Annotated in this window: 23 protein-coding genes; 22 read left to right on the top strand and 1 reads right to left on the bottom strand. The window is 41.9% G+C overall.

The features are described 5' to 3' along the window. The first annotated feature begins 18 nt into the window (after window positions 1–18). From pdhA to DC487_RS12745, 7 genes are all read left to right on the top strand, one after another. Entirely contained in the window at window positions 19–1,014 is a 996-nt protein-coding gene (gene pdhA, locus DC487_RS12775) for a pyruvate dehydrogenase (acetyl-transferring) E1 component subunit alpha (protein WP_116776338.1), read from the top strand. A gap of 45 nt (window positions 1,015–1,059) precedes the next feature. Further along, the gene (locus DC487_RS12770; protein WP_116776337.1) at window positions 1,060–2,745 is read left to right on the top strand and encodes a dihydrolipoamide acetyltransferase family protein; all 1,686 of its coding nucleotides are present in this window, start codon (window positions 1,060–1,062) and stop codon (window positions 2,743–2,745) included. A gap of 79 nt (window positions 2,746–2,824) precedes the next feature. Continuing rightward, complete coding sequence (locus tag DC487_RS12765) at window positions 2,825–4,000, top strand: serine hydrolase domain-containing protein (RefSeq protein ID WP_116776336.1); 1,176 nt, start codon at window positions 2,825–2,827, stop codon at window positions 3,998–4,000. Window positions 4,001–4,017: 17 nt separating this feature from the next. Beyond that, window positions 4,018–4,377 (top strand): CoA-binding protein, encoded by a 360-nt coding sequence (locus tag DC487_RS12760; protein WP_116776335.1) that lies wholly within the window; start codon window positions 4,018–4,020, stop codon window positions 4,375–4,377. Window positions 4,378–4,631: 254 nt separating this feature from the next. Continuing rightward, the gene (locus tag DC487_RS12755; protein WP_239016378.1) at window positions 4,632–7,913 is read left to right on the top strand and encodes a SusC/RagA family TonB-linked outer membrane protein; all 3,282 of its coding nucleotides are present in this window, start codon (window positions 4,632–4,634) and stop codon (window positions 7,911–7,913) included. A 113-nt stretch (window positions 7,914–8,026) separates the two neighbouring features. Next, window positions 8,027–9,682 (top strand): RagB/SusD family nutrient uptake outer membrane protein, encoded by a 1,656-nt coding sequence (locus DC487_RS12750; protein ID WP_394341841.1) that lies wholly within the window; start codon window positions 8,027–8,029, stop codon window positions 9,680–9,682. A 273-nt stretch (window positions 9,683–9,955) separates the two neighbouring features. Beyond that, complete coding sequence (locus tag DC487_RS12745) at window positions 9,956–10,924, top strand: helix-turn-helix transcriptional regulator (RefSeq protein WP_116776333.1); 969 nt, start codon at window positions 9,956–9,958, stop codon at window positions 10,922–10,924. A 52-nt stretch (window positions 10,925–10,976) separates the two neighbouring features. Here the strand turns inward: DC487_RS12745 and DC487_RS12740 are convergent, their stop codons facing one another. Beyond that, window positions 10,977–11,453, bottom strand: a complete 477-nt coding sequence (locus DC487_RS12740) for a DinB family protein (protein WP_116776332.1) — start codon at window positions 11,451–11,453, stop codon at window positions 10,977–10,979. Between the two features lie 289 nt (window positions 11,454–11,742). On the opposite strand from DC487_RS12740, the gene rplC reads away from it, so the two are divergent. The 15 genes from rplC to rpsH all read left to right on the top strand — a co-directional run bounded on the left by rplC (window position 11,743) and on the right by rpsH (window position 18,781). After that, entirely contained in the window at window positions 11,743–12,360 is a 618-nt protein-coding gene (rplC, locus tag DC487_RS12735) for a 50S ribosomal protein L3 (RefSeq protein ID WP_066754740.1), read from the top strand. Between the two features lie 6 nt (window positions 12,361–12,366). Then, complete coding sequence (gene rplD, locus DC487_RS12730) at window positions 12,367–12,996, top strand: 50S ribosomal protein L4 (protein WP_116776331.1); 630 nt, start codon at window positions 12,367–12,369, stop codon at window positions 12,994–12,996. Window positions 12,997–12,998: 2 nt separating this feature from the next. Beyond that, window positions 12,999–13,289 carry a 50S ribosomal protein L23 gene (gene rplW / locus DC487_RS12725; RefSeq protein WP_066754744.1) on the top strand — a complete coding sequence of 97 codons (291 nt, stop codon included), beginning with the start codon at window positions 12,999–13,001 and terminating at the stop codon, window positions 13,287–13,289. Between the two features lie 6 nt (window positions 13,290–13,295). Then, the gene (rplB, locus tag DC487_RS12720; protein ID WP_116776330.1) at window positions 13,296–14,123 is read left to right on the top strand and encodes a 50S ribosomal protein L2; all 828 of its coding nucleotides are present in this window, start codon (window positions 13,296–13,298) and stop codon (window positions 14,121–14,123) included. Further along, window positions 14,123–14,389: a 30S ribosomal protein S19 gene (rpsS, locus tag DC487_RS12715; RefSeq protein WP_002997495.1), complete on the top strand. Its 267-nt coding sequence runs from the start codon at window positions 14,123–14,125 to the stop codon at window positions 14,387–14,389. The genes rplB and rpsS overlap by 1 nt, the downstream gene beginning before the upstream one ends. A 6-nt stretch (window positions 14,390–14,395) precedes the next feature. Then, window positions 14,396–14,827: a 50S ribosomal protein L22 gene (gene rplV / locus DC487_RS12710; RefSeq protein ID WP_116776329.1), complete on the top strand. Its 432-nt coding sequence runs from the start codon at window positions 14,396–14,398 to the stop codon at window positions 14,825–14,827. Between the two features lie 13 nt (window positions 14,828–14,840). Further along, on the top strand, window positions 14,841–15,635 hold the full coding sequence (gene rpsC, locus DC487_RS12705; RefSeq protein WP_066754748.1) for a 30S ribosomal protein S3: 795 nt from the start codon (window positions 14,841–14,843) through the stop codon (window positions 15,633–15,635). A 59-nt stretch (window positions 15,636–15,694) separates the two neighbouring features. Further along, window positions 15,695–16,117, top strand: a complete 423-nt coding sequence (rplP, locus tag DC487_RS12700; RefSeq protein ID WP_116776328.1) for a 50S ribosomal protein L16 — start codon at window positions 15,695–15,697, stop codon at window positions 16,115–16,117. Window positions 16,118–16,207: 90 nt separating this feature from the next. Next, window positions 16,208–16,429 carry a 50S ribosomal protein L29 gene (gene rpmC / locus DC487_RS12695; RefSeq protein ID WP_116776380.1) on the top strand — a complete coding sequence of 74 codons (222 nt, stop codon included), beginning with the start codon at window positions 16,208–16,210 and terminating at the stop codon, window positions 16,427–16,429. Between the two features lie 13 nt (window positions 16,430–16,442). Beyond that, window positions 16,443–16,697, top strand: coding sequence for a 30S ribosomal protein S17 (rpsQ, locus tag DC487_RS12690; RefSeq protein ID WP_066754754.1), 255 nt, complete (start codon window positions 16,443–16,445; stop codon window positions 16,695–16,697). Then, window positions 16,697–17,065 carry a 50S ribosomal protein L14 gene (gene rplN / locus DC487_RS12685; protein ID WP_116776327.1) on the top strand — a complete coding sequence of 123 codons (369 nt, stop codon included), beginning with the start codon at window positions 16,697–16,699 and terminating at the stop codon, window positions 17,063–17,065. Before rpsQ ends, rplN begins: the two co-directional genes overlap by 1 nt. A 2-nt stretch (window positions 17,066–17,067) precedes the next feature. Next, window positions 17,068–17,412: a 50S ribosomal protein L24 gene (rplX, locus tag DC487_RS12680; RefSeq protein WP_116776326.1), complete on the top strand. Its 345-nt coding sequence runs from the start codon at window positions 17,068–17,070 to the stop codon at window positions 17,410–17,412. Further along, window positions 17,412–17,981 (top strand): 50S ribosomal protein L5, encoded by a 570-nt coding sequence (gene rplE, locus DC487_RS12675; protein WP_116776325.1) that lies wholly within the window; start codon window positions 17,412–17,414, stop codon window positions 17,979–17,981. The genes rplX and rplE overlap by 1 nt, the downstream gene beginning before the upstream one ends. Next, complete coding sequence (rpsN, locus tag DC487_RS12670; protein ID WP_066754762.1) at window positions 17,974–18,243, top strand: 30S ribosomal protein S14; 270 nt, start codon at window positions 17,974–17,976, stop codon at window positions 18,241–18,243. Before rplE ends, rpsN begins: the two co-directional genes overlap by 8 nt. Window positions 18,244–18,382: 139 nt before the next feature. Further along, on the top strand, window positions 18,383–18,781 hold the full coding sequence (gene rpsH / locus DC487_RS12665) for a 30S ribosomal protein S8 (RefSeq protein WP_066754768.1): 399 nt from the start codon (window positions 18,383–18,385) through the stop codon (window positions 18,779–18,781). Window positions 18,782–18,789: the final 8 nt, after the last annotated feature.

The raw sequence follows: 18,789 nt of genomic DNA, 5'->3' as shown, positions 1-18,789 counted from the left end.
GAAATTCAATACTTAGAAATGAGTTCAACACCTATAACGAAAGAAACTTATCTAGAGTGGTATAAGTCCATGCTACTCATGCGTAAATTTGAAGAGAAAGCAGGCCAGCTATATGGACAGCAGAAAATTCGTGGTTTTTGTCACTTGTACATCGGTCAAGAAGCTGTAGTTGCGGGTACTATGTCGGTGATCAATCCAGAGGATTCCATGATTACGGCATACCGTGACCATGCGCATGCTTTGGCTAAAGGTATTTCTGCAGATGCCTGTATGGCTGAGCTTTTTGGTAAAGCAACAGGCTGTTCTAAAGGTAAAGGCGGATCTATGCACTTCTTCTCTAAAGAACACAAATTCATGGGTGGCCATGGTATCGTTGGTGGACAAATTCCATTAGGTGCTGGTATCGCATTCGCGGAAAAATATTTGGGCACGAATAATGTAAACATTTGTTACATGGGTGATGGTGCTGTGCGTCAAGGTGCGTTCAACGAAACCTTGAACATGGCGATGTTGTGGAAATTACCAGTAGTATTCGTTTGTGAAAACAATGGCTATGCGATGGGAACTTCTGTACAACGCACCACAAACATGCAAGATATCTACAAAATGGGATTGGGCTTCGATATGCCAAGCGCACCTGTAGATGGAATGGATGTAGTAGCAGTACACAATGCCATGGACGAAGCGGTACAACGCGCACGTGCTGGTGAAGGACCAACATTCTTAGAAATTCGTACTTACCGTTACAAAGGTCACTCCATGTCTGACCCGGCTAAATACCGTACAAAAGACGAGTTAGAAGAGTACAAAGGCAGAGATCCATTGATCAATGTAAAACATGCCATCTTAGAGAACAAATACGCAGACGAAGCGTGGTTCAAAGAAATCGAAGAAGGCGTGAAAAAAGAAGTAGAACAATCTGTGAAGTTTGCAGAAGAGTCTGAATACCCAGATGCATCTGAAATCTACAAAGATGTCTACGTACAGGAAGACTATCCATTCATTATGGATTAATAATTGATATAATTACTTTAACTAAATAGATTAGAATCCTACCAAATGGCTGAAGTAGTAAAAATGCCCAAAATGAGCGATACCATGACCGAAGGGGTTATCGCAAAATGGCACAAAAAAGTGGGCGACAAAGTAAACTCTGGCGATTTGATCGCGGAGGTCGAAACCGACAAAGCAACGATGGACTTCGAGTCCTACCAAGAAGGTACTATCCTTTATATTGGTCCTAAAGAAGGTGAAGCAGTAGCAATCGACGCTGTGATCGCAGTTCTAGGGGAAGAAGGCGAAGATTATGAAGCCTTGTTGAAAGACGGCGGATCATCTTCGAAAGAAAGCAAATCAGAAGATAAATCGGAGGAGAAAGAGGAAGCAAAGTCAGAATCATCCGATAAGAAAGAAGAAACGGAAGAAGAAGATGCTGCTGATGATGTTACTGCCGAGGATCTCGGCGTAACCGTAATCACGATGCCATTGTTGAGTGATACCATGAAAGAAGGTGTCATCGCGCAATGGAACTTCAAAGTAGGCGATGCGATCAAATCTGATGATGCGATTGCAGATGTAGAGACGGATAAAGCAACGATGGAAGTGACGGCTTACGCAGATGGTACATTATTGTACATTGGTGTAGAAGCGGGTGATGCAGCTCAAGTGAATGAGATCATTGCTATCGTAGGACCAGAAGGTACCGACATCAAGCCATTGTTGAACAAAAAATCTTCTCCATCAAAATCTTCATCCGAAGACAAGAAAGAAGAAAAGTCAGCAGACAAAAAGGATGATACTTCCGCAAAAGCAGAGAGCGCAGAGAGCACATCATCTTCAGATGATTCACGTGTGAAAGCTTCTCCTTTGGCGCGCAAGATTGCAAAAGATAAAGGAATTGATCTGACTCAGGTAAAAGGTTCTGCAGAGGGCGGCCGTATCGTGAAGAAAGATGTAGAAGACTTTACGCCTTCGGCGGCAGCTTCTGCACCGGCTAAAGAAGCTTCGGCTCCAGCAGCATCTTCCGAGAAAACCACCATCAGCATTCCGCAATACATCGGCGAAGAGCGTTATACGGAGAAACCGGTGAATCAAATGCGTAAAACCATTGCGCGTAGATTGTCTGAGTCATTATTCACAGCGCCACATTTCTACCTAACGATCAGTTTGGATATGGACAATGCGATGGCTGCTCGTGCTCAGATCAACGAGGTTGCTCCAGTAAAAGTTTCATTCAACGATATCGTGATCAAAGCGGTAGCGGTAGCCTTGAAAAAACACCCTGCGGTGAACTCTTCTTGGCAAGGTGACAAGGTAAGATACAACGAGCATACCAACATCGGTGTGGCAATCGCAGTAGAAGATGGTCTTTTAGTACCCGTGGTACGTTTTGCAGATGGCAAATCACTATCACACATCTCTGCCGAAGTAAAAGATTTCGCTGGTAAAGCGAAAGCCAAAAAACTTCAGCCATCGGATTGGGAAGGTTCTACCTTCACCGTATCTAACTTAGGTATGTTCGGTATCGACGAGTTTACATCAATCATTAACTCACCTGATGGTGCAATCCTATCTGTAGGAGCAATCCAGCAAGTACCTGTCGTGAAGAATGGCGCAGTAGTACCAGGCAATGTGATGAAAGTGACATTAGGCTGTGATCACCGCGTAGTAGATGGCGCAACTGGCGCTGCCTTCTTACAGACTGTAAAAAGTTTGATCGAATCGCCAATTCGTTTGTTGGCGTAACTCGATTTCTTATATTTAAGGCCACTTCATTAGAAGTGGCTTTTTTGTTATCTCAATTTTTTTAAGCAAATACCATAGCGTGAAGTTTACCCTATCCTCTATATTATTCAGTGTATTGATTTTAGCGTCCTGCGCCTCCTCAGAAGAGAAACAAGCAGAGGCGGCGCAAAAGCAAGCCAACATAGACAGTATTGCCCTCGTGTACGATCCGGCGAATGCCGATCCAGAGATCGATCAATTTATGCGTAATCTTCATAGAAAGGGTTTCAATGGTAATGTGCTCGTAGCCAAGCAAGGTAAAATCATTTACCAAAATGCGTTTGGTTGGGCGAATTATTTGTTGAAAGACAGTTTGAACGTCAATTCCAAATTCGAATTAGCTTCGGTCTCAAAACCACTAACCGGCGTAGGCGTGATGCAATTAGTAGAGGCGGGCAAGTTACGCTTGGATCAGACGGTCACGGAGTTCTTTCCTGATTTCCCATTCCCCGGCGTCACCATTCAGCAATTGTTGTCCCATCGATCGGGCTTGCCTAATTATGTGTATTTCTCCGAAGATCATTGGAAAGATCGTAAGAAAGGAATGAGTAATATGGATGCGATGGCCTTATTGGCCGAGCATAAGCCCAACCGCTACGGTGCGCCAGATGGTCGTTTCCATTACAATAATTCCAATTTCATGGTGTTGGCTTCGATCGTGGAGAAGGTGACTGGACAAGATTTTGCGGTGTATATGCAAGAAAATGTATTCAAGCCTGCCGGAATGAAAAACACGGCTATTCTTTCTCGCGCCGTATACGAAAAAATCCCAACGGATGTAATTGGTCATGATAAAACTTGGCGCAGATCGGTCGTGCAAAATTATTTGGATGGACCAGTTGGAGATAAGGGAGCATATAGTACGGTGCAAGATTTATTTTTATTTGACCGCGCCTTGCGAGATGGTCGCTTACTCAAGCAAGAAACACAAGATTCCAGTTATGTAGCACGTAGTGATGCGCGTCGCAGCTTGTTTAGCTACGGTTACGGTTGGCGTACATTTAGTCCGCCAAACAACCCGATTGTATACCACACCGGTTGGTGGCACGGCTTCAAAAGTTTATATGTGCGCGATCTCAAAAACGATATCACCATTGTTTTGTTAACTAATATGGCAAACGGAAGTTTAAATCAGTTAGATGACTTGTATAAAATCCTGAAAATGCCTATTTTGAGACAAAACGCTTACAACTCAAACGGCGATTTGGTAAACTAAATAAACTTGGATACAAGATGAAAAAAACATTGATATTGGGCGCGAGCACGAACCCAGCAAGATACTCATACTTAGTAGCGAATAAACTAACACGCAAAGGCCACACTATCGTCAACGTTGGACTGAAACAAGGATCAGTAGCAGGAGTAGAAATCGAACCAGCAGAAACAGTGCATACGGATATTGATACGATTACCTTGTATGTAGGTCCGAGAAATCAAGCCGTCTATTACGACTATATTCTAAATACAAAACCCAAGCGCTTGATTATGAATCCGGGTACGGAGAATCCGGAGTTGAGCGAGAAGGCAACAGCCGCAGGCATCGAAGTGGTAGAAGCCTGCACCTTAGTTATGCTCAATACAGGACAGTTCTAAGATAGAATTCTAGAGATTAAATATTACGAGCGGCGGCATCTTCCAAGATGCCGCCGCTTTGTGTATGTATTCGTTCTAATGAATCTTTTCTCAATAATACTTTCGCTTGCACGATTTGATAGTATTTTTTCAGAAATGCAATAATTTATGGAATAATTAAGTTTCGTTTTTATTTATATTTTTCTTTTAAATTAAATATTGTTTCTGTATTTTGGTTTACTTACTGCGTCGCAGTGGGGCTAACTAATTAAATTATGAAGATTTTTTCTCGAATTGGTCTGCTGAGCATTTTATTATGCTTTGCAAGTGAAACTGTAGCGCAGCAGCAGATTGTTGTAACGGGGAGCGTCAATAATTCTCTTGGAGAGAGCCTAGCTGGGGCAACTATTCGTGTCAAATCTAACGGTGTGGTTGTCGCTACGAACGAAAATGGTCAGTTCAGTATTAGGTCTCCATCCACCGATACGCTCGTTGCGTCCAATGTAGGTTATGTAGCCAGAGAACTCCCTTTAGACAATAGACGCACGGTGCATATAACACTCGATGCCAGCGATGATTTCATCGATGAGGTCGTTGTTGTGGGTTACGGTACGCGTTCAAGATCCAAATTGCTGGGGTCGGTTTCTACTATTAATGCTGATCAACTACAGAATAGGCCCGTCACAAATGTTTCGTCTGCATTGTCTGGTTTGGCGGCGGGTGTTCAAGTTAAGCAAGGAAATGGTAGGCCAGGTAGCGATGGAGCAACGATACGTATTCGTGGTACGGGTACCTTAAACAACAATAATGCTCTGGTAATTATAGACGGTATTCAAGGGGCAATGGATGCTGTGAATCCAGAAGATATTGAAACAATATCTGTATTGAAAGACGCATCGGCAGCAGCAATATACGGTGCAAGAGCTGCTAATGGTGTTATCCTGATCACCACCAAAAAAGGTCAACAGAATCAAGCTACGCAGATAAGCTATTCGGGAATTATGTCTCACACGACACCGAGTAACAAGCCGGTCTTTGTAAACGATTATGTCACACACATGCGTCTCACTAATGAGGCTTCGAACAATGTGGGTAACAATGCAGGCATGTATCCACAAACGGCCATTGATCTTTGGATTGCTGCCAATGAAAATCCGAATGGACTTGCTCCATCTGGACTTCCTAATTATGTTGCTTATCCTAATACAGATTGGGGAGAATGGATCTATGACAACAGCTGGCTACAAAACCATAATATATCTGTGAACGGTGGTTCGACAGCCTCAAAATATCAGCTATCTGCCAGGATATTGGACAACCCAGGAATTATGTACAATACCGGTTTGAAGAGATATGAAGGGAGAATCAACTTTGAAACAGATATAAAAAACTTCTTGACCGTAGGTACGAATACATTTGGATCAATGGAAAACATAGATAGGGGAAGTGACACTTTTCTCTACAACTTTTTGAGACAAACTACGCCTGGTATTTACCCGAGATACGAGGGCATGTTTGGTGGAGCGGTAGCGGGTTCTAGCGAATCGCCACAGGTGAACAATATCTTGCGAAATCTGTACGATGTGATGGGCAGTAACGTAATCTCACAGCTCAATACAACGTGGTTTGCGAATCTCAAGATAGTAGAAGGGTTGTCATTTGAGACGCGCTTCAACTATCAAATAAGATTTGATGAACGTACTGCCTATTCAAATCCATCGGGAATGTATGATTTCTCGACGATGCAACGCGTCAATAGTGAAGTCAATCCCGCAACATTAACTACGTCGCAAACTACAGATAGGCGATATAGAAAATCATTTGATAACGTTTTGAGATACAAACGCCAATTTGCTGAACACAGTATCGGCGTGGTGTTGGGGCACAATGAATTTTATTACAATCGATATGTTTTTTCTGCTCAGCAACGAGGTTTGATTGATGAAACTATCACCAACATCGGGACGGGAAACGAGATGGTGAGTATCACGGGTGACGAGATTGACAATGCCATGCGTTCTTTTTTTGGAAATGTCACTTATGATTATGATGGCAAATATTTGGCAGAGTTTACATTGAGGCGAGATGGCTCTTCTAAATTTGGGTATGGTCGGCAATATGGCACTTTTCCGTCTATTGCCTTGGGATATTTATTGTCAAAAGAGTCTTTTATGGAGCCAGTAAACCCATATGTGCAAGATATCAAGATTAGAGGGTCGTGGGGTAGATTAGGGAATGATGGTGGAGATAATTTAAATGTATATGGTTGGCATGGTGTATATGGTGGGGTAAATTATTCTTTCAATGGTGCTCCGGTAAATGGTTTGCAATTAGTGAGGTTTGGGAATGATCTTTTGCAGTGGGAAGAGGCCGAAACGAAGGAGTTGGGATTAGAATTTGCAACATTTAATAAAAGGGCCACTTTTGAAGCGACGATCTACGATCGGCAAACCAACAATATCATTCGGCCTGCACAAGTTCCTATTACAACAGGTACCACGGAAGCACCATTTTACAATCAAGCCGCAGTTAGTAATAGGGGTATGGAGTTTAATGTTCGATGGCAAGACAAAATAGGGAAAGATTTTACCTATCGATTGGGGGCCAACTTTGCCTATAATAGTAATAAGGTAACAAGTTTCGAAGGCCGATTTGAAGAAGGTTATGTGCTCGATGCAACAGGAAATCAGATATGGCTTAGCAATTTAGGGGAAGTATCTTCGGGTGGGCTAAACCGAGTATTAGAAGGGTATCAAATCGATGAATTTTACGTGCGAAAAGTTTATCGCGGCAATGGCACTTATTTCAATAGTGACGGTACCGTAAATATTAATGGAGGTCCTAAGACCGGTATGATTCGTACAGAACAAGACTATCAATGGGTGCAGGCCATGAAGCAAGCAGGATATTCCTTTCTGACGGCGAGCATGAATGTTGCAGACCGATTTGGTTCTGGACTGTATTACGGAGATCTCATCTACGCTGATCTGAATGGAGACGGCATCTATGGTAATGCTTCCGATCAGTATTTCACAGGTACATCAACTACGCCAAGATATGTTCTTGGTTTCAATCTTGGCTTTACATATAAAGGATTTGATATGGCGGCACTTTTCTCGGGCGAGTTTGGACTCCAGTACTATTGGAACGAGCTCGGTTACAATAATAATGTCTTGCTTGCTGGTAATCAGATTACACAAAGAGTAGCAGACAATCGATACTATTATGACCCGAATAATCCTACTGACCCTAGAACAAATATAGACGGTTATTTTCCAAGATTGAAATTCGGTGCGGCCAATGAAGTAATCAATACGCAATTCAGTGATTATTGGTTGTACGATGCTGATTTTATAAGGCTGCGAAATCTACAAGTGGGTTATACATTCAACAACAGACTAACCGAGCGTCTAAAAGTGAGAAATCTACGTGTGTTTTTTTCAGGAGAAAACTTACTGATGTGGACTCGGTTTCCTGGATTAGATCCAGAGGTCGGAGCTGGTGCGGAGTATCCCACTATGAGACAGTATGCTTTTGGGTTAAATTTTGGCTTTTAAAACACAATAGGTATGAGAATGCAGATAAAAAAAACAAGAATAGTCATAAATGCACATTTATAGCACTTTTCCTTGTTGGAGTAACTTTCATAAGTGCTTGCGATAAAGATTTATTGAATACCACGCCTAACACGCAAATACTCACCAATAATATGTGGCTGACAGACAATTTAACAGATCAAGGCGTAAATGGAGTCTACCAAGCACTTCGATTGGGAATTCGCTTGTATGAATTCGATTCTTATGTGACAATGCAGGGAAGAGATAATTCTGCTTTGACAAACGGTAATGCCACTTCATCGACGGGTATTTTCTCTAATACTTGGCAGAATCTTTATGAAGGTGTGCAGCGAGCAAACAACGCTCTTTATGGTATTGTAAATATCTCGCCCACAGAGGAAACAAAGAAGGGGAGGTTAATTGCCGAAGTCAAATTTCTAAGGGCATTTTATTACTATCGACTTAATCAACTATTTAAAGGGGTGCCTATCTACACAGAGCCCATTGTTTGGAATGGAGCTACTTTGCCTCGAAATAGTGAACAAGAAGTTTGGACATTCATTCTCAACGATCTTGCTGATTGTATCGCCGAAGTCAATCTGCCCGATCGATATCCGGCTGCTAGCGCCAACTATGGTAGGATCACCAAATCTGCTGCATATGCATTACGAGGAAAAGTGTATATGTACTTAAGCGATTGGCAGAGTGCGATTCAGGATTTTAGAATAGTGCAGGAGCTTGGACATACCTTATTTCCTAGCTATCAAGAACTATTTTTGGATGTCAACGAACAAGCCCCAGAAATCATCTTTAGTATTCAAAACGCGCCGATACCCGGTTATGGCTCCGATTATCAATTTACATTTGGTTCTCGGACTGCTTTTGGATCCAATTGGAATACTTATTTAGTGCACCCAGATCTAGTCGATCTCTATCAAATGGCAGACGGTAGCCCTTTTAGTTGGAATGATCATATCGCTGGATACAATGAAATGACACCTGCACAGAGAGAAATTTATTTTTTGCGAAATAATTTGACAGATGGAGAGCGAACAGCCGCACAAAATAGGCAGTTGAACCTTTCTTTGTATCTGCCAACTCAGAACGAAGAAAGAATTCGGCGGGCTTACACTAATCGAGATCCAAGATTAGCCGCGAACGTTATTTTGCCATATGCTACATTTCTAGGGGATAATGCCGGTAGTGATCAGGTTTTTACCAATAGATGGCCGTTTAGACAAGATTTGGGAATAGGCTCGCCATTTGACCTCAGGACTGATATAGTGGCGAGGTTTTATTACCTGCCTAGAAAATTTGTGTATACAGGTGGAAATCCTCCGATTCCTGATCGCACTAGTGGCGGATATGATTATATCGTGATGAGATACGCAGATATTTTATTGCTCTGGTCAGAGGCTTTGAATGAACTTGGTCAAGTTACTAATGCTATTGCCAAAATAAATGAGGTAAGAGCGCGAGCCGGAGTTGGATTGTTGGATAATAGTTGGCATCAAGCATCACTCCGCGATGAAATTCGTGATGAGCGAAGAAGGGAATTCATGGGTGAAGGTGTTATTTTCTTTGATGAGATGAGGTGGCAAACGCTTCGACAAACCACATTTTACGAGGGCAATGGTATAAAGGAAGTATGGGGAACAAGAATAGCTCCATACAATTGGGTTGGCGATCAGCTGTATGCATGGCCTATACCACGTGTGGAACTAGATCTAAATACTTCTTTGCAACAAAATCCAGGTTGGATAGATTAATGCGTGATAATACAAAAACAAAGCGAGATAAGACTATAGCAATCTAAGATATCAACACTATTGACCTTCTCAACTCTATAATCTGCAATATGCGCCAAAAAAGAAACACCTGAAGCGGGGAACTTCAGGTGTTTCACTAACTAACCAATTATTAACCTAAATTATGAATACTAGTTTATTTACAAGATCTGTGCCATTTTAAAAGCGGACATATCCTTTAACAATCTTTTAACAAATATGGAGGCCTCGTACTAATATGTATCTTTGAGAAGCATGTCAGATATCAAGAAAAGGTTCGATAGGATATTATCCATTTACATTCATTTGCAGACAAAACGACTCGTCACCTCGTCGGAATTGGCTAATAAATTTAATGTAAGCGTGCGCACAATCTATCGCGATGTGCAATCTCTGCTGCAAGCTGGCATCCCAATTTATGGCGAAGCCGGTACTGGCTATTCTATGATGCCAGAGTTCCGACTTCCGGCAATCCCCTTTACGCGAGAGGAAGCATTGAGTTTCGTGGCGGCCGAGAAATTAGTCAGTCAGTACACCGACAAACAGTTGGCTCATAATTTTGCGACCGCGATTAGTAAGATGAAGGCTTTATTGAGGTATTCTGAAAAACAGCATTTGGAAGAAGCGCATACGCAGTTGCTGGTGCAAGGAATGGAGAATGTGTTCAACCAAGAAGTGCCCGATGGGTTGAGCGTCTTGATTGAAAGTATCGTGTCCAAACGATGTGTACACATTCGATATCAAAAACCAGCCAACGGATCACCTGATGAACGCATCATCGAACCAGTTGGTGTCTTCATTGAAGGACGGTTTTGGTACGTCATGGCGTACTGCCAGCTCAGACAAGATTACCGTCAATTTCGATTGGATCGAATACACTACATTAGACTTACGACAGATTCCTTTACCAAGGCGCATCAAGAGTTAGCTTTTTATTTAGCGAAGAAAAATCAAGCACCCAAAATAGCAGTAATTATTCACGTCGATCATGCTATTGCAAGATACCTAAACTGGGATCGGGTGAATTATGGATTTACGCATGAAGTCGTATTGGAAGATGCTATCGAAATGCATTTCCTGACGGACAATCTTGATGGTTATTTCGCCCGATGGTTTTTGATGTTTGCGGATCAGGCCAGAATTGTCGAACCGGCAAGTCTGCGCGATAGAATAGGAGAGCTGATCGCCGATAGCCTACAAAAGTGGCGTGAAAGTACGCCTTAAAAAAATAGGAGCTTCGCCAAGCAAAGCTCCTATCCGTAATTATTGATAAAGTCTAATTCTTTTCACGATCCCAGAAAAAAGGCGGTTCGATCCCCAACATGCGTAAATACACAAAACCCTGTCCGCGGTGATGTACTTCGTTGTCGATAAAATATAGGATGTTGTAAATGATTGGGAAATTGTACTGCCCAAATAAATTGTAATCTTCTGGAAAGCGCTCTTCAGGAATCTGTAGGAACAACTTTTCAATTTGTGGGGTTGCCTCGTCCCACGCTTGCAATAATGCTTCCTTAGTATTATAAGGCAAATCGTGATCGTAGGGTTTAGTTTCCTGATGTACGATGCCTTCCAGTCCCGGTACAGCTAGGCTAAGCAATTCTTTAATAAGATCTGCAAAGGTCCGCATGTTTTCGACGTGGAAGGTGAATAATTGATCTTCTGGAAACTTCTCAATGACGCGGCGCGTCAGGTTACGATGTCCAAGCCAGTGGGTTAATAAGTCATGTTTTGAGATAAGTGATGTGCTCATGATAATATGTTATTGATAAATGTATGCTGCAAACCTACGACCTGAAAATGACAACAGTATGTCAGCATATTTTTGTAATCTTCTTTTATTTTTCTTGAATTGATCAGGCTGATCCCTGAACATTACCGTTTGACAGAAATGCGGAAGAAGAATAACTTTTAAAAAATAATACACTAACTATTTGATAGTTATAACAAATTGTATACCTTTGCAAACCCTAAATGGGGGAAGTGTGTCTTGAGCGAAGCCCTACTGCTTCGATGGACGTTTAATTAATTTATTTTATAACATGTCAGGAATTATTGGTAAAAAAGTAGGAATGACCAGCCTGTTCAGTACAGAAGGGAAGAATATCCCTTGTACAGTAATCGAGGCTGGGCCGTGCGTGGTAACGCAGATACGTACGGTAGAGAAAGATGGCTATTCTGCTATTCAACTTGGCTATGATGATGCTAAGGAAAAGAATACGTCAGCTCCTCTAAAAGGACACTTCGCAAAAGCGGGAGTGGCTCCTAAGCGTAAACTAGTGGAATTCAAAACTTTCGAAGATGAGAAAGCACTAGGAGACACTGTAGATGTAACTTTATTCGAAGAAGGCGAGTTTGTCGACGTAGTCGGTACTTCTAAAGGTAAAGGTTTTCAAGGTGTAATGAAGCGTCATGGCTTTGGTGGTGTAGGTGGTGCGACTCACGGTCAGCACAACAGACTGCGTGCACCAGGTTCATTAGGTGCTTCATCTTGGCCTTCACGCGTATTCAAAGGGATGCGTATGGCGGGTCGTACAGGTGGTGAGAGAGTAAAAGTTCAAAACCTTCAGGTGTTGAAAGTTTACCCTGAGCAAAACCTAATCGTGGTTAGTGGTTCCATTCCTGGAGCCAAAGGTTCTTATGTAATCGTAGACAAGTAGAGAGAGATGGAAATTAACGTATTTAATTTATCAGGAAAAGAAACAGGTGCCAAGGTGCAGCTTCCTGAGTCGGTATTCGGTGTTAAGCCAAGCGACCATGCGATCTATTTGGATGTGAAACAGTACTTAGCGAACCAACGCCAGGGAACACACAAATCAAAACAACGTAATGAGATTGCTGGTTCTACCCGCAAATTACACAAGCAAAAAGGTACAGGTGGTGCTCGTGCGGGCTCTATCAAATCTCCTTTGTTCAATGGTGGTGGTCGTGTATTCGGTCCTCAACCACGTGACTATTCTTTCAAATTGAATAAAAAATTGAAACAATTGGCACGTAAATCAGCGTTGAGCTACAAAGCACAAGAAAATAATGTAGTTGTGTTGGACGAAATCAATTTCGATACCATCAAAACTAAAAACTACTTGGCTTTAGTAAACGCATTGAACATTGCTGATGACAAAACCTTATTGGTATTGCCAGCATACAATAACAATGTTTATTTATCAAGCAGAAACTTGAAGAAAGCAAAAGTAATCGTTGCTTCTGAGTTGAATACATACGATGTATTGAACGCAACGAAACTTGTGTTGACGACAGATTCTGTAAAAACTTTGGAGGAGGCATTCGCTAAGTAATTATGGAAATTATCAAAAAACCAGTCTTAACTGAGAAAGCTTCAATCTTGACGGAAAAACAAAACCGTTATGCTTTCAAAGTAGATCATAGAGCTAATAAAATCCAGATCAAAGAAGCTATCGAAGCGATGTTTGGTGTAACTGTTGTGGGCGTGAATACCATGGTCGTAGCAGGTAAAGCTAAAAGCCGTTTCACAAAAGCTGGAAACGTATCTGGTAGAGCTCCTAAGTACAAAAAAGCCGTCATCACTGTGAAAGATGGCGATACTATTGACTTTTACACTACACTATAATAAGAAATGGCAGTTAAAAGATTCAAACCGGTAACCCCTGGTACACGTTTCAGAGTTGGTGCAGACTACTCTGATGTGACTACTAACGTCCCTGAAAAGTCGTTGACAGTAGGATCTAACAAAAGATCAGGCGGTCGTAATAAATCCGGTAAAATGACTATGCGTTATATCGGTGGGGGACACAAAAAAGTGTACCGATTAATAGATTTCAAACGCGATAAAAAAGATATCCCTGCAAATGTTGCTACTATCGAGTACGATCCAAATCGTACAGCACGTATTGCTTTGTTGCACTACGCAGATGGTGAGAAACGCTACATCCTTGCTCCAGCTGGTTTAACAGTAGGCATGACTGTAGTAGCAGGTGAGTCAGTAGCCCCAGAAATTGGAAATACCTTGCCATTGGCAAAAATTCCTTTGGGTTCGATCATTCACAACATCGAGTTGAATCCAGGTCAAGGTGGTTCGATCGCTCGTTCTGCTGGTACATACGCTCAATTATCAGCGCGTGATGGCAAATATGCGATTATCAAATTGCCTTCTGGCGAGACTCGTATGATCCTTTCTACTTGTGTTGCTACAGTAGGTTCGGTTTCTAACGCCGAGCGTTCTAACGAAGTATTGGGTAAAGCAGGTCGTAAACGTTGGTTAGGCCGTCGTCCTCGCGTTCGTGGTGTAGCTATGAACCCGGTTGATCACCCTATGGGTGGTGGTGAAGGCCGTTCATCTGGAGGTCACCCACGCTCACGTACAGGTGTGTTAGCGAAAGGTTACAAAACACGCTACAAGAAGAAAACATCGAATCGTTACATCATTGAAAGAAGGAAAAAATAATGGCTCGTTCAATTAAAAAAGGTCCTTATATCGATCACAACTTAGAAAGAAAAGTTCTTTCTATGAATGAAACAAACAAAAAATCAGTTATCAAAACTTGGTCTCGTAGATCTATGATTTCACCTGATTTTGTGGGCCATACCTTCGCAGTGCACAACGGGAATAAATTTATCCCTGTTTATGTAACGGAAAATATGGTTGGTCACAAGCTTGGTGAGTTTGCACCTACGCGTACATTCAGAGGCCACGCAGAAAAGAAAAAATAATAGGTAATGGAAGCAACAAAAAAACTCAAAAAATCTGTCTTAATTAGACAGCGCAAAGAGCAGGAAAAAGCTCAAGTAGGAGGAGCTTCTACTGCCAAATTGTTGAACTGCCCTACCTCTCCGCGCAAAATGCGTTTGGTAGTGGATCTGATTCGTGGTGAAAAAGTAGAAAACGCTCTTTACATCTTGAAGCATACAGGTAAAGAAGCTGCTATTCGTGTTGAAAAACTATTATTGTCGGCGATCAAAAACTGGGAAACTAGTAATGAAGGCGCTACAGTAGAAGATAGCACTTTGTATGTAAAAGAAGTATCTGTAGGTGGTGGTCGTCAATTGAAAAGATTGCGCCCAGCTCCACAAGGTCGTGGCTATAGAATTCGCAAACGTTCGAATCACGTGACTTTGGTAGTAGATAGTTTAAAAAACGTTAACAACTAATTTATATACAAGAATGGGACAAAAAGCAAATCCAATAGGTAGCAGATTAGGAATCATCAAAGGATGGGATTCTAATTGGTTCGGAGGCAACAACTATTCCGATAAATTAGTTGAAGACGAGAAAATCAGAAAATATCTTTCTGTACGTATCGCTAAAGGTGGCGTAGCGAAAGTGGTTATCGAAAGAACACTTAAACGCATCACAGTTACGATCCATACAGCACGTCCAGGTATCGTTATCGGTAAAGGTGGTCAAGAAGTGGATAAGATCAAAGAAGAGTTGAAAAAACTGACTAAAAAGGATGTTCAAATCAACATTTTCGAGATCAAACGCCCAGAGCTTGACGCTAAATTGGTAGCAGAAGGTGTCGCTAAACAATTGGAAGCAAGGATTTCTTTCCGTCGCGCCATGAAGACAACTATTGCAGCTACGATGCGTATGGGTGCCGAAGGTATCAAGATTATGTGTTCTGGTCGTTTAGGTGGTGCTGAGATGGCACGTACCGAGCAGTACAAAGAAGGAAGAACTCCTCTACACACGCTACGTGCAGATATTGATTATGCATTAGCTGAAGCCTTGACTACTTATGGTAAGATTGGTGTAAAAGTGTGGATCTGTAAAGGCGAAGTGTATGGTAAACGTGATCTTTCTCCGAACATCGGACAAGGCGCTAACACCAAAACACGCGGCGGCAACGAAGGTGCTGGCGATCGTCGTGACAATCGTGGTGGTGCTCGTGGCGGACGTCGTGATGGCGGACGTGGTGGCAACAACAACCGCGGTGGCGCAGGTGCTAAAAGAGGATAATTAATAATTTTAGATTAAAGTAAGTGTCTGCGTGATGCAGACTTAAACAGAATACGAACATGTTACAGCCAAAAAGAACGAAGTTCAGAAAGATGCAGAAAGGCCGCATGAAAGGCAACGCTACTCGTGGAGCAGAGTTGGCTTTCGGATCTTTCGGTATCAAATCATTGGAACCAGCATGGATCACCAGTCGTCAGATCGAGGCAGCGCGTATCGCGGTTACTCGTTTCATGAAACGTGAGGGTCAAGTATGGATCCGCATTTTCCCTGACAAGCCTGTTACCAAAAAACCTGCAGAGGTACGTATGGGTAAAGGTAAGGGTGCTCCTGAGTATTGGGTGGCAGTTGTACGCCCAGGCCGGATGTTATTCGAAGCAGAAGGTGTATCTTTGGAAATTGCCAAAGAAGCATTGCGCCTAGCAGCTCAGAAATTACCGGTTCAAACCAAGTTTGTGATACGTAGAGATTACGTAGAAGCATAATAATCATCGGTAATGTCAACGATTAAGGCTTGTGGCCGTTACCCACAAGCCATTCTATAAATCAGCGATAACCCGGTAAAATTAGACATGATGAAAAATTCAGAAATCGTAGAATTATCAAAAGAGGATCTTGCAGCTCAACTTAAAGAAGAGAAGGCAGCCCTTAACAAATTGAAATTTGCACATGCTGTTTCAGCTGTTGAAAACCCTAACGTGATCAAAGCAGCTCGCAAAAACATTGCGCGTCTCTCTACAGAGATCTCTAAGCGTAAAAACGAAGCGAAAGCACAAGAAACAGCCTCTGAGGCATAAATTAAAAGTCGAAATGGAAAGAAATTTAAGAAAAACAAGAATCGGCTTAGTAGTTAGCAACAAGATGGACAAGTCTATCGTAGTAACGGTTGAACGTAAAGTGAAACACCCGATCTATGGTAAGTTCGTTAAAAAAACTACTAAATTTAAAGCTCATGACGAAACAAATACCTGCGGTATCGGCGACACGGTATTAATCATGGAAACTCGTCCGCTGAGTAAAACAAAGAACTGGAGATTGGTTGAAATTTTAGAAAGAGCTAAGTAATGTTACAACAGGAATCAAGATTAAATGTAGCCGACAATTCTGGAGCTAAAGAAGTTTTAGTGATCCGTGTGTTAGGCGGTACGCGCAAGCGTTATGCATCTATCGGTGATAAGATTGTTGTTACCGTAAAAAGCGCGATGCCTTCTGGAAACGTAAAGAAGGGATCAGTATCTAAAGCTGTAGTAGTACGTACGAAAAAAGAAATCCGTCGTAAAGATGGTTCTTACATTCGTTTCGATGACAATGCTGCAGTATTGTTAAACAACAACGATGAGCCACGCGGCACACGTATCTTTGGCCCAGTTGCTAGAGAGTTACGTGAGAAGCAGTTCATGAAGATTGTATCACTAGCACCGGAGGTTTTATAATTATGGCACAAAAGAAAAAAACAACTAGTCACAAAATCAAACTTAAAAAAGGAGATTTAGTGAAAGTTATCGCTGGTAACTCTAAAGGTGTACAAGGTAAAGTATTGCAGATCTTAGTAGATGCAGACAGAGCCGTGGTAGAAGGCGCTAACATCGTAAAAAAACACACTAAACCTAGTGCAGCAAATCCTAACGGTGGTATCATCGAGAAAGAAGCTGCTATCAATATCTCTAACTTGACTTTGATCGATCCTAAAACAGGAGAGCCTACTCGCGTAGGACGTCGAGTTAATGAAGATGGTAAAATTGTTCGTTACGCAAAAAAATCAGGGGAGGAAATTAAATAATGACTTACGCACCAAGATTAAAAGCGAAATATGCGGATGAAATTCGTAATTCGCTGAAAGAAAAATTTCAGTACAAAAGCGTGATGCAAGTTCCTAAACTGCAGAAGATTGTTGTATCTCAAGGTGTAGGCGCTGCGACAGCAGACAAGAAATTGATCGACAATGCAGTAGCAGAGTTGACAATGATTACTGGTCAGCAAGCAGTATCTACTAAATCTAAGAAAGATATCTCCAACTTCAAGTTGCGTAAAGGTATGCCTGTTGGTGCTCGCGTAACATTACGTGACAACACCATGTATGAATTCCTTGATCGTTTGATCTCTGTATCATTGCCACGTATCCGTGACTTCCGCGGTATCAATGATAAAGGTTTTGACGGTCGTGGTAACTACAACTTAGGTGTTACTGAGCAGATCATCTTCCCTGAGATCAACATTGATAAGATCAACAAGATCCAAGGTATGGATATCACTTTCGTGACTTCTGCTAACAATGACATTGAAGCATTGGAGTTATTGAAACAATTCGGTTTACCATTCAAAAATCAAAATACCAACAACAATGGCTAGAGAAGGTGTAAAAGCACGCGAAATTAAGCGTCAGAAATTAGTTGCAAAGTATGCAGACAAGCGCGCAGAATTAAAAGCTGCCGGTGATTATGCTGCTTTGGACAAATTGCCTAAGAATGCTTCTCCAGTACGTTTGCACAATCGTTGTAAATTGACTGGTCGTCCTAGAGGATATATGCGTCAATTTGGTATCTCTCGTGTAACTTTCCGTGAGATGGCTCTTGATGGCAAGATCCCGGGAGTGAGAAAAGCCTCTTGGTAATTTAAAAAAAATCTTTACTTTTGCCCCGATAAGCTTGTAAATAGCTTATCAGGGCATTTGCTTTGCAATTTTATGTACCGATAACAGGTCCGCAGCTAAGGTTAGCCCGTGGAAACCGTTGTCACAATTTTATTATATAATGAATACAGATCCAATAGCGGATTACCTTACACGAGTAAGGAATGCCATCAAGGCCAACCACAGGGTTGTTGAAATTCCTGCATCGAACCTTAAAAAAGAAATTACTAAAGTTCTCTTTGATAAAGGTTACATTGCTAATTACAAATTCGTAGAGGAAGGTCCTCAAGGCGCGATCAAAGTAGCTTTGAAGTACCACCCAGTTAGCAAAATCTCGGCTATTCGCACCTTGACACGTGTGAGTAAACCTGGTTTAAGAAAGTATGCAAGTGTTGAAAACATGCCTCGCGTGTTGAACGGTTTGGGTATCGCCATCTTGTCCACTTCTAAAGGAGTGATGACAGATAAAGAAGCTCGCGTTCAGAACGTTGGTGGTGAGGTTTTATGTTACGTTTATTAATCTAGGAA

The organism is Sphingobacterium corticibacter (assembly GCF_003076635.1).
Lineage (GTDB): Bacteria > Bacteroidota > Bacteroidia > Sphingobacteriales > Sphingobacteriaceae > Sphingobacterium > Sphingobacterium corticibacter.
The sequence above is the reverse complement of the archived record's forward strand: the minus strand, read 5'-3'. Positions and strand labels throughout refer to the sequence as shown.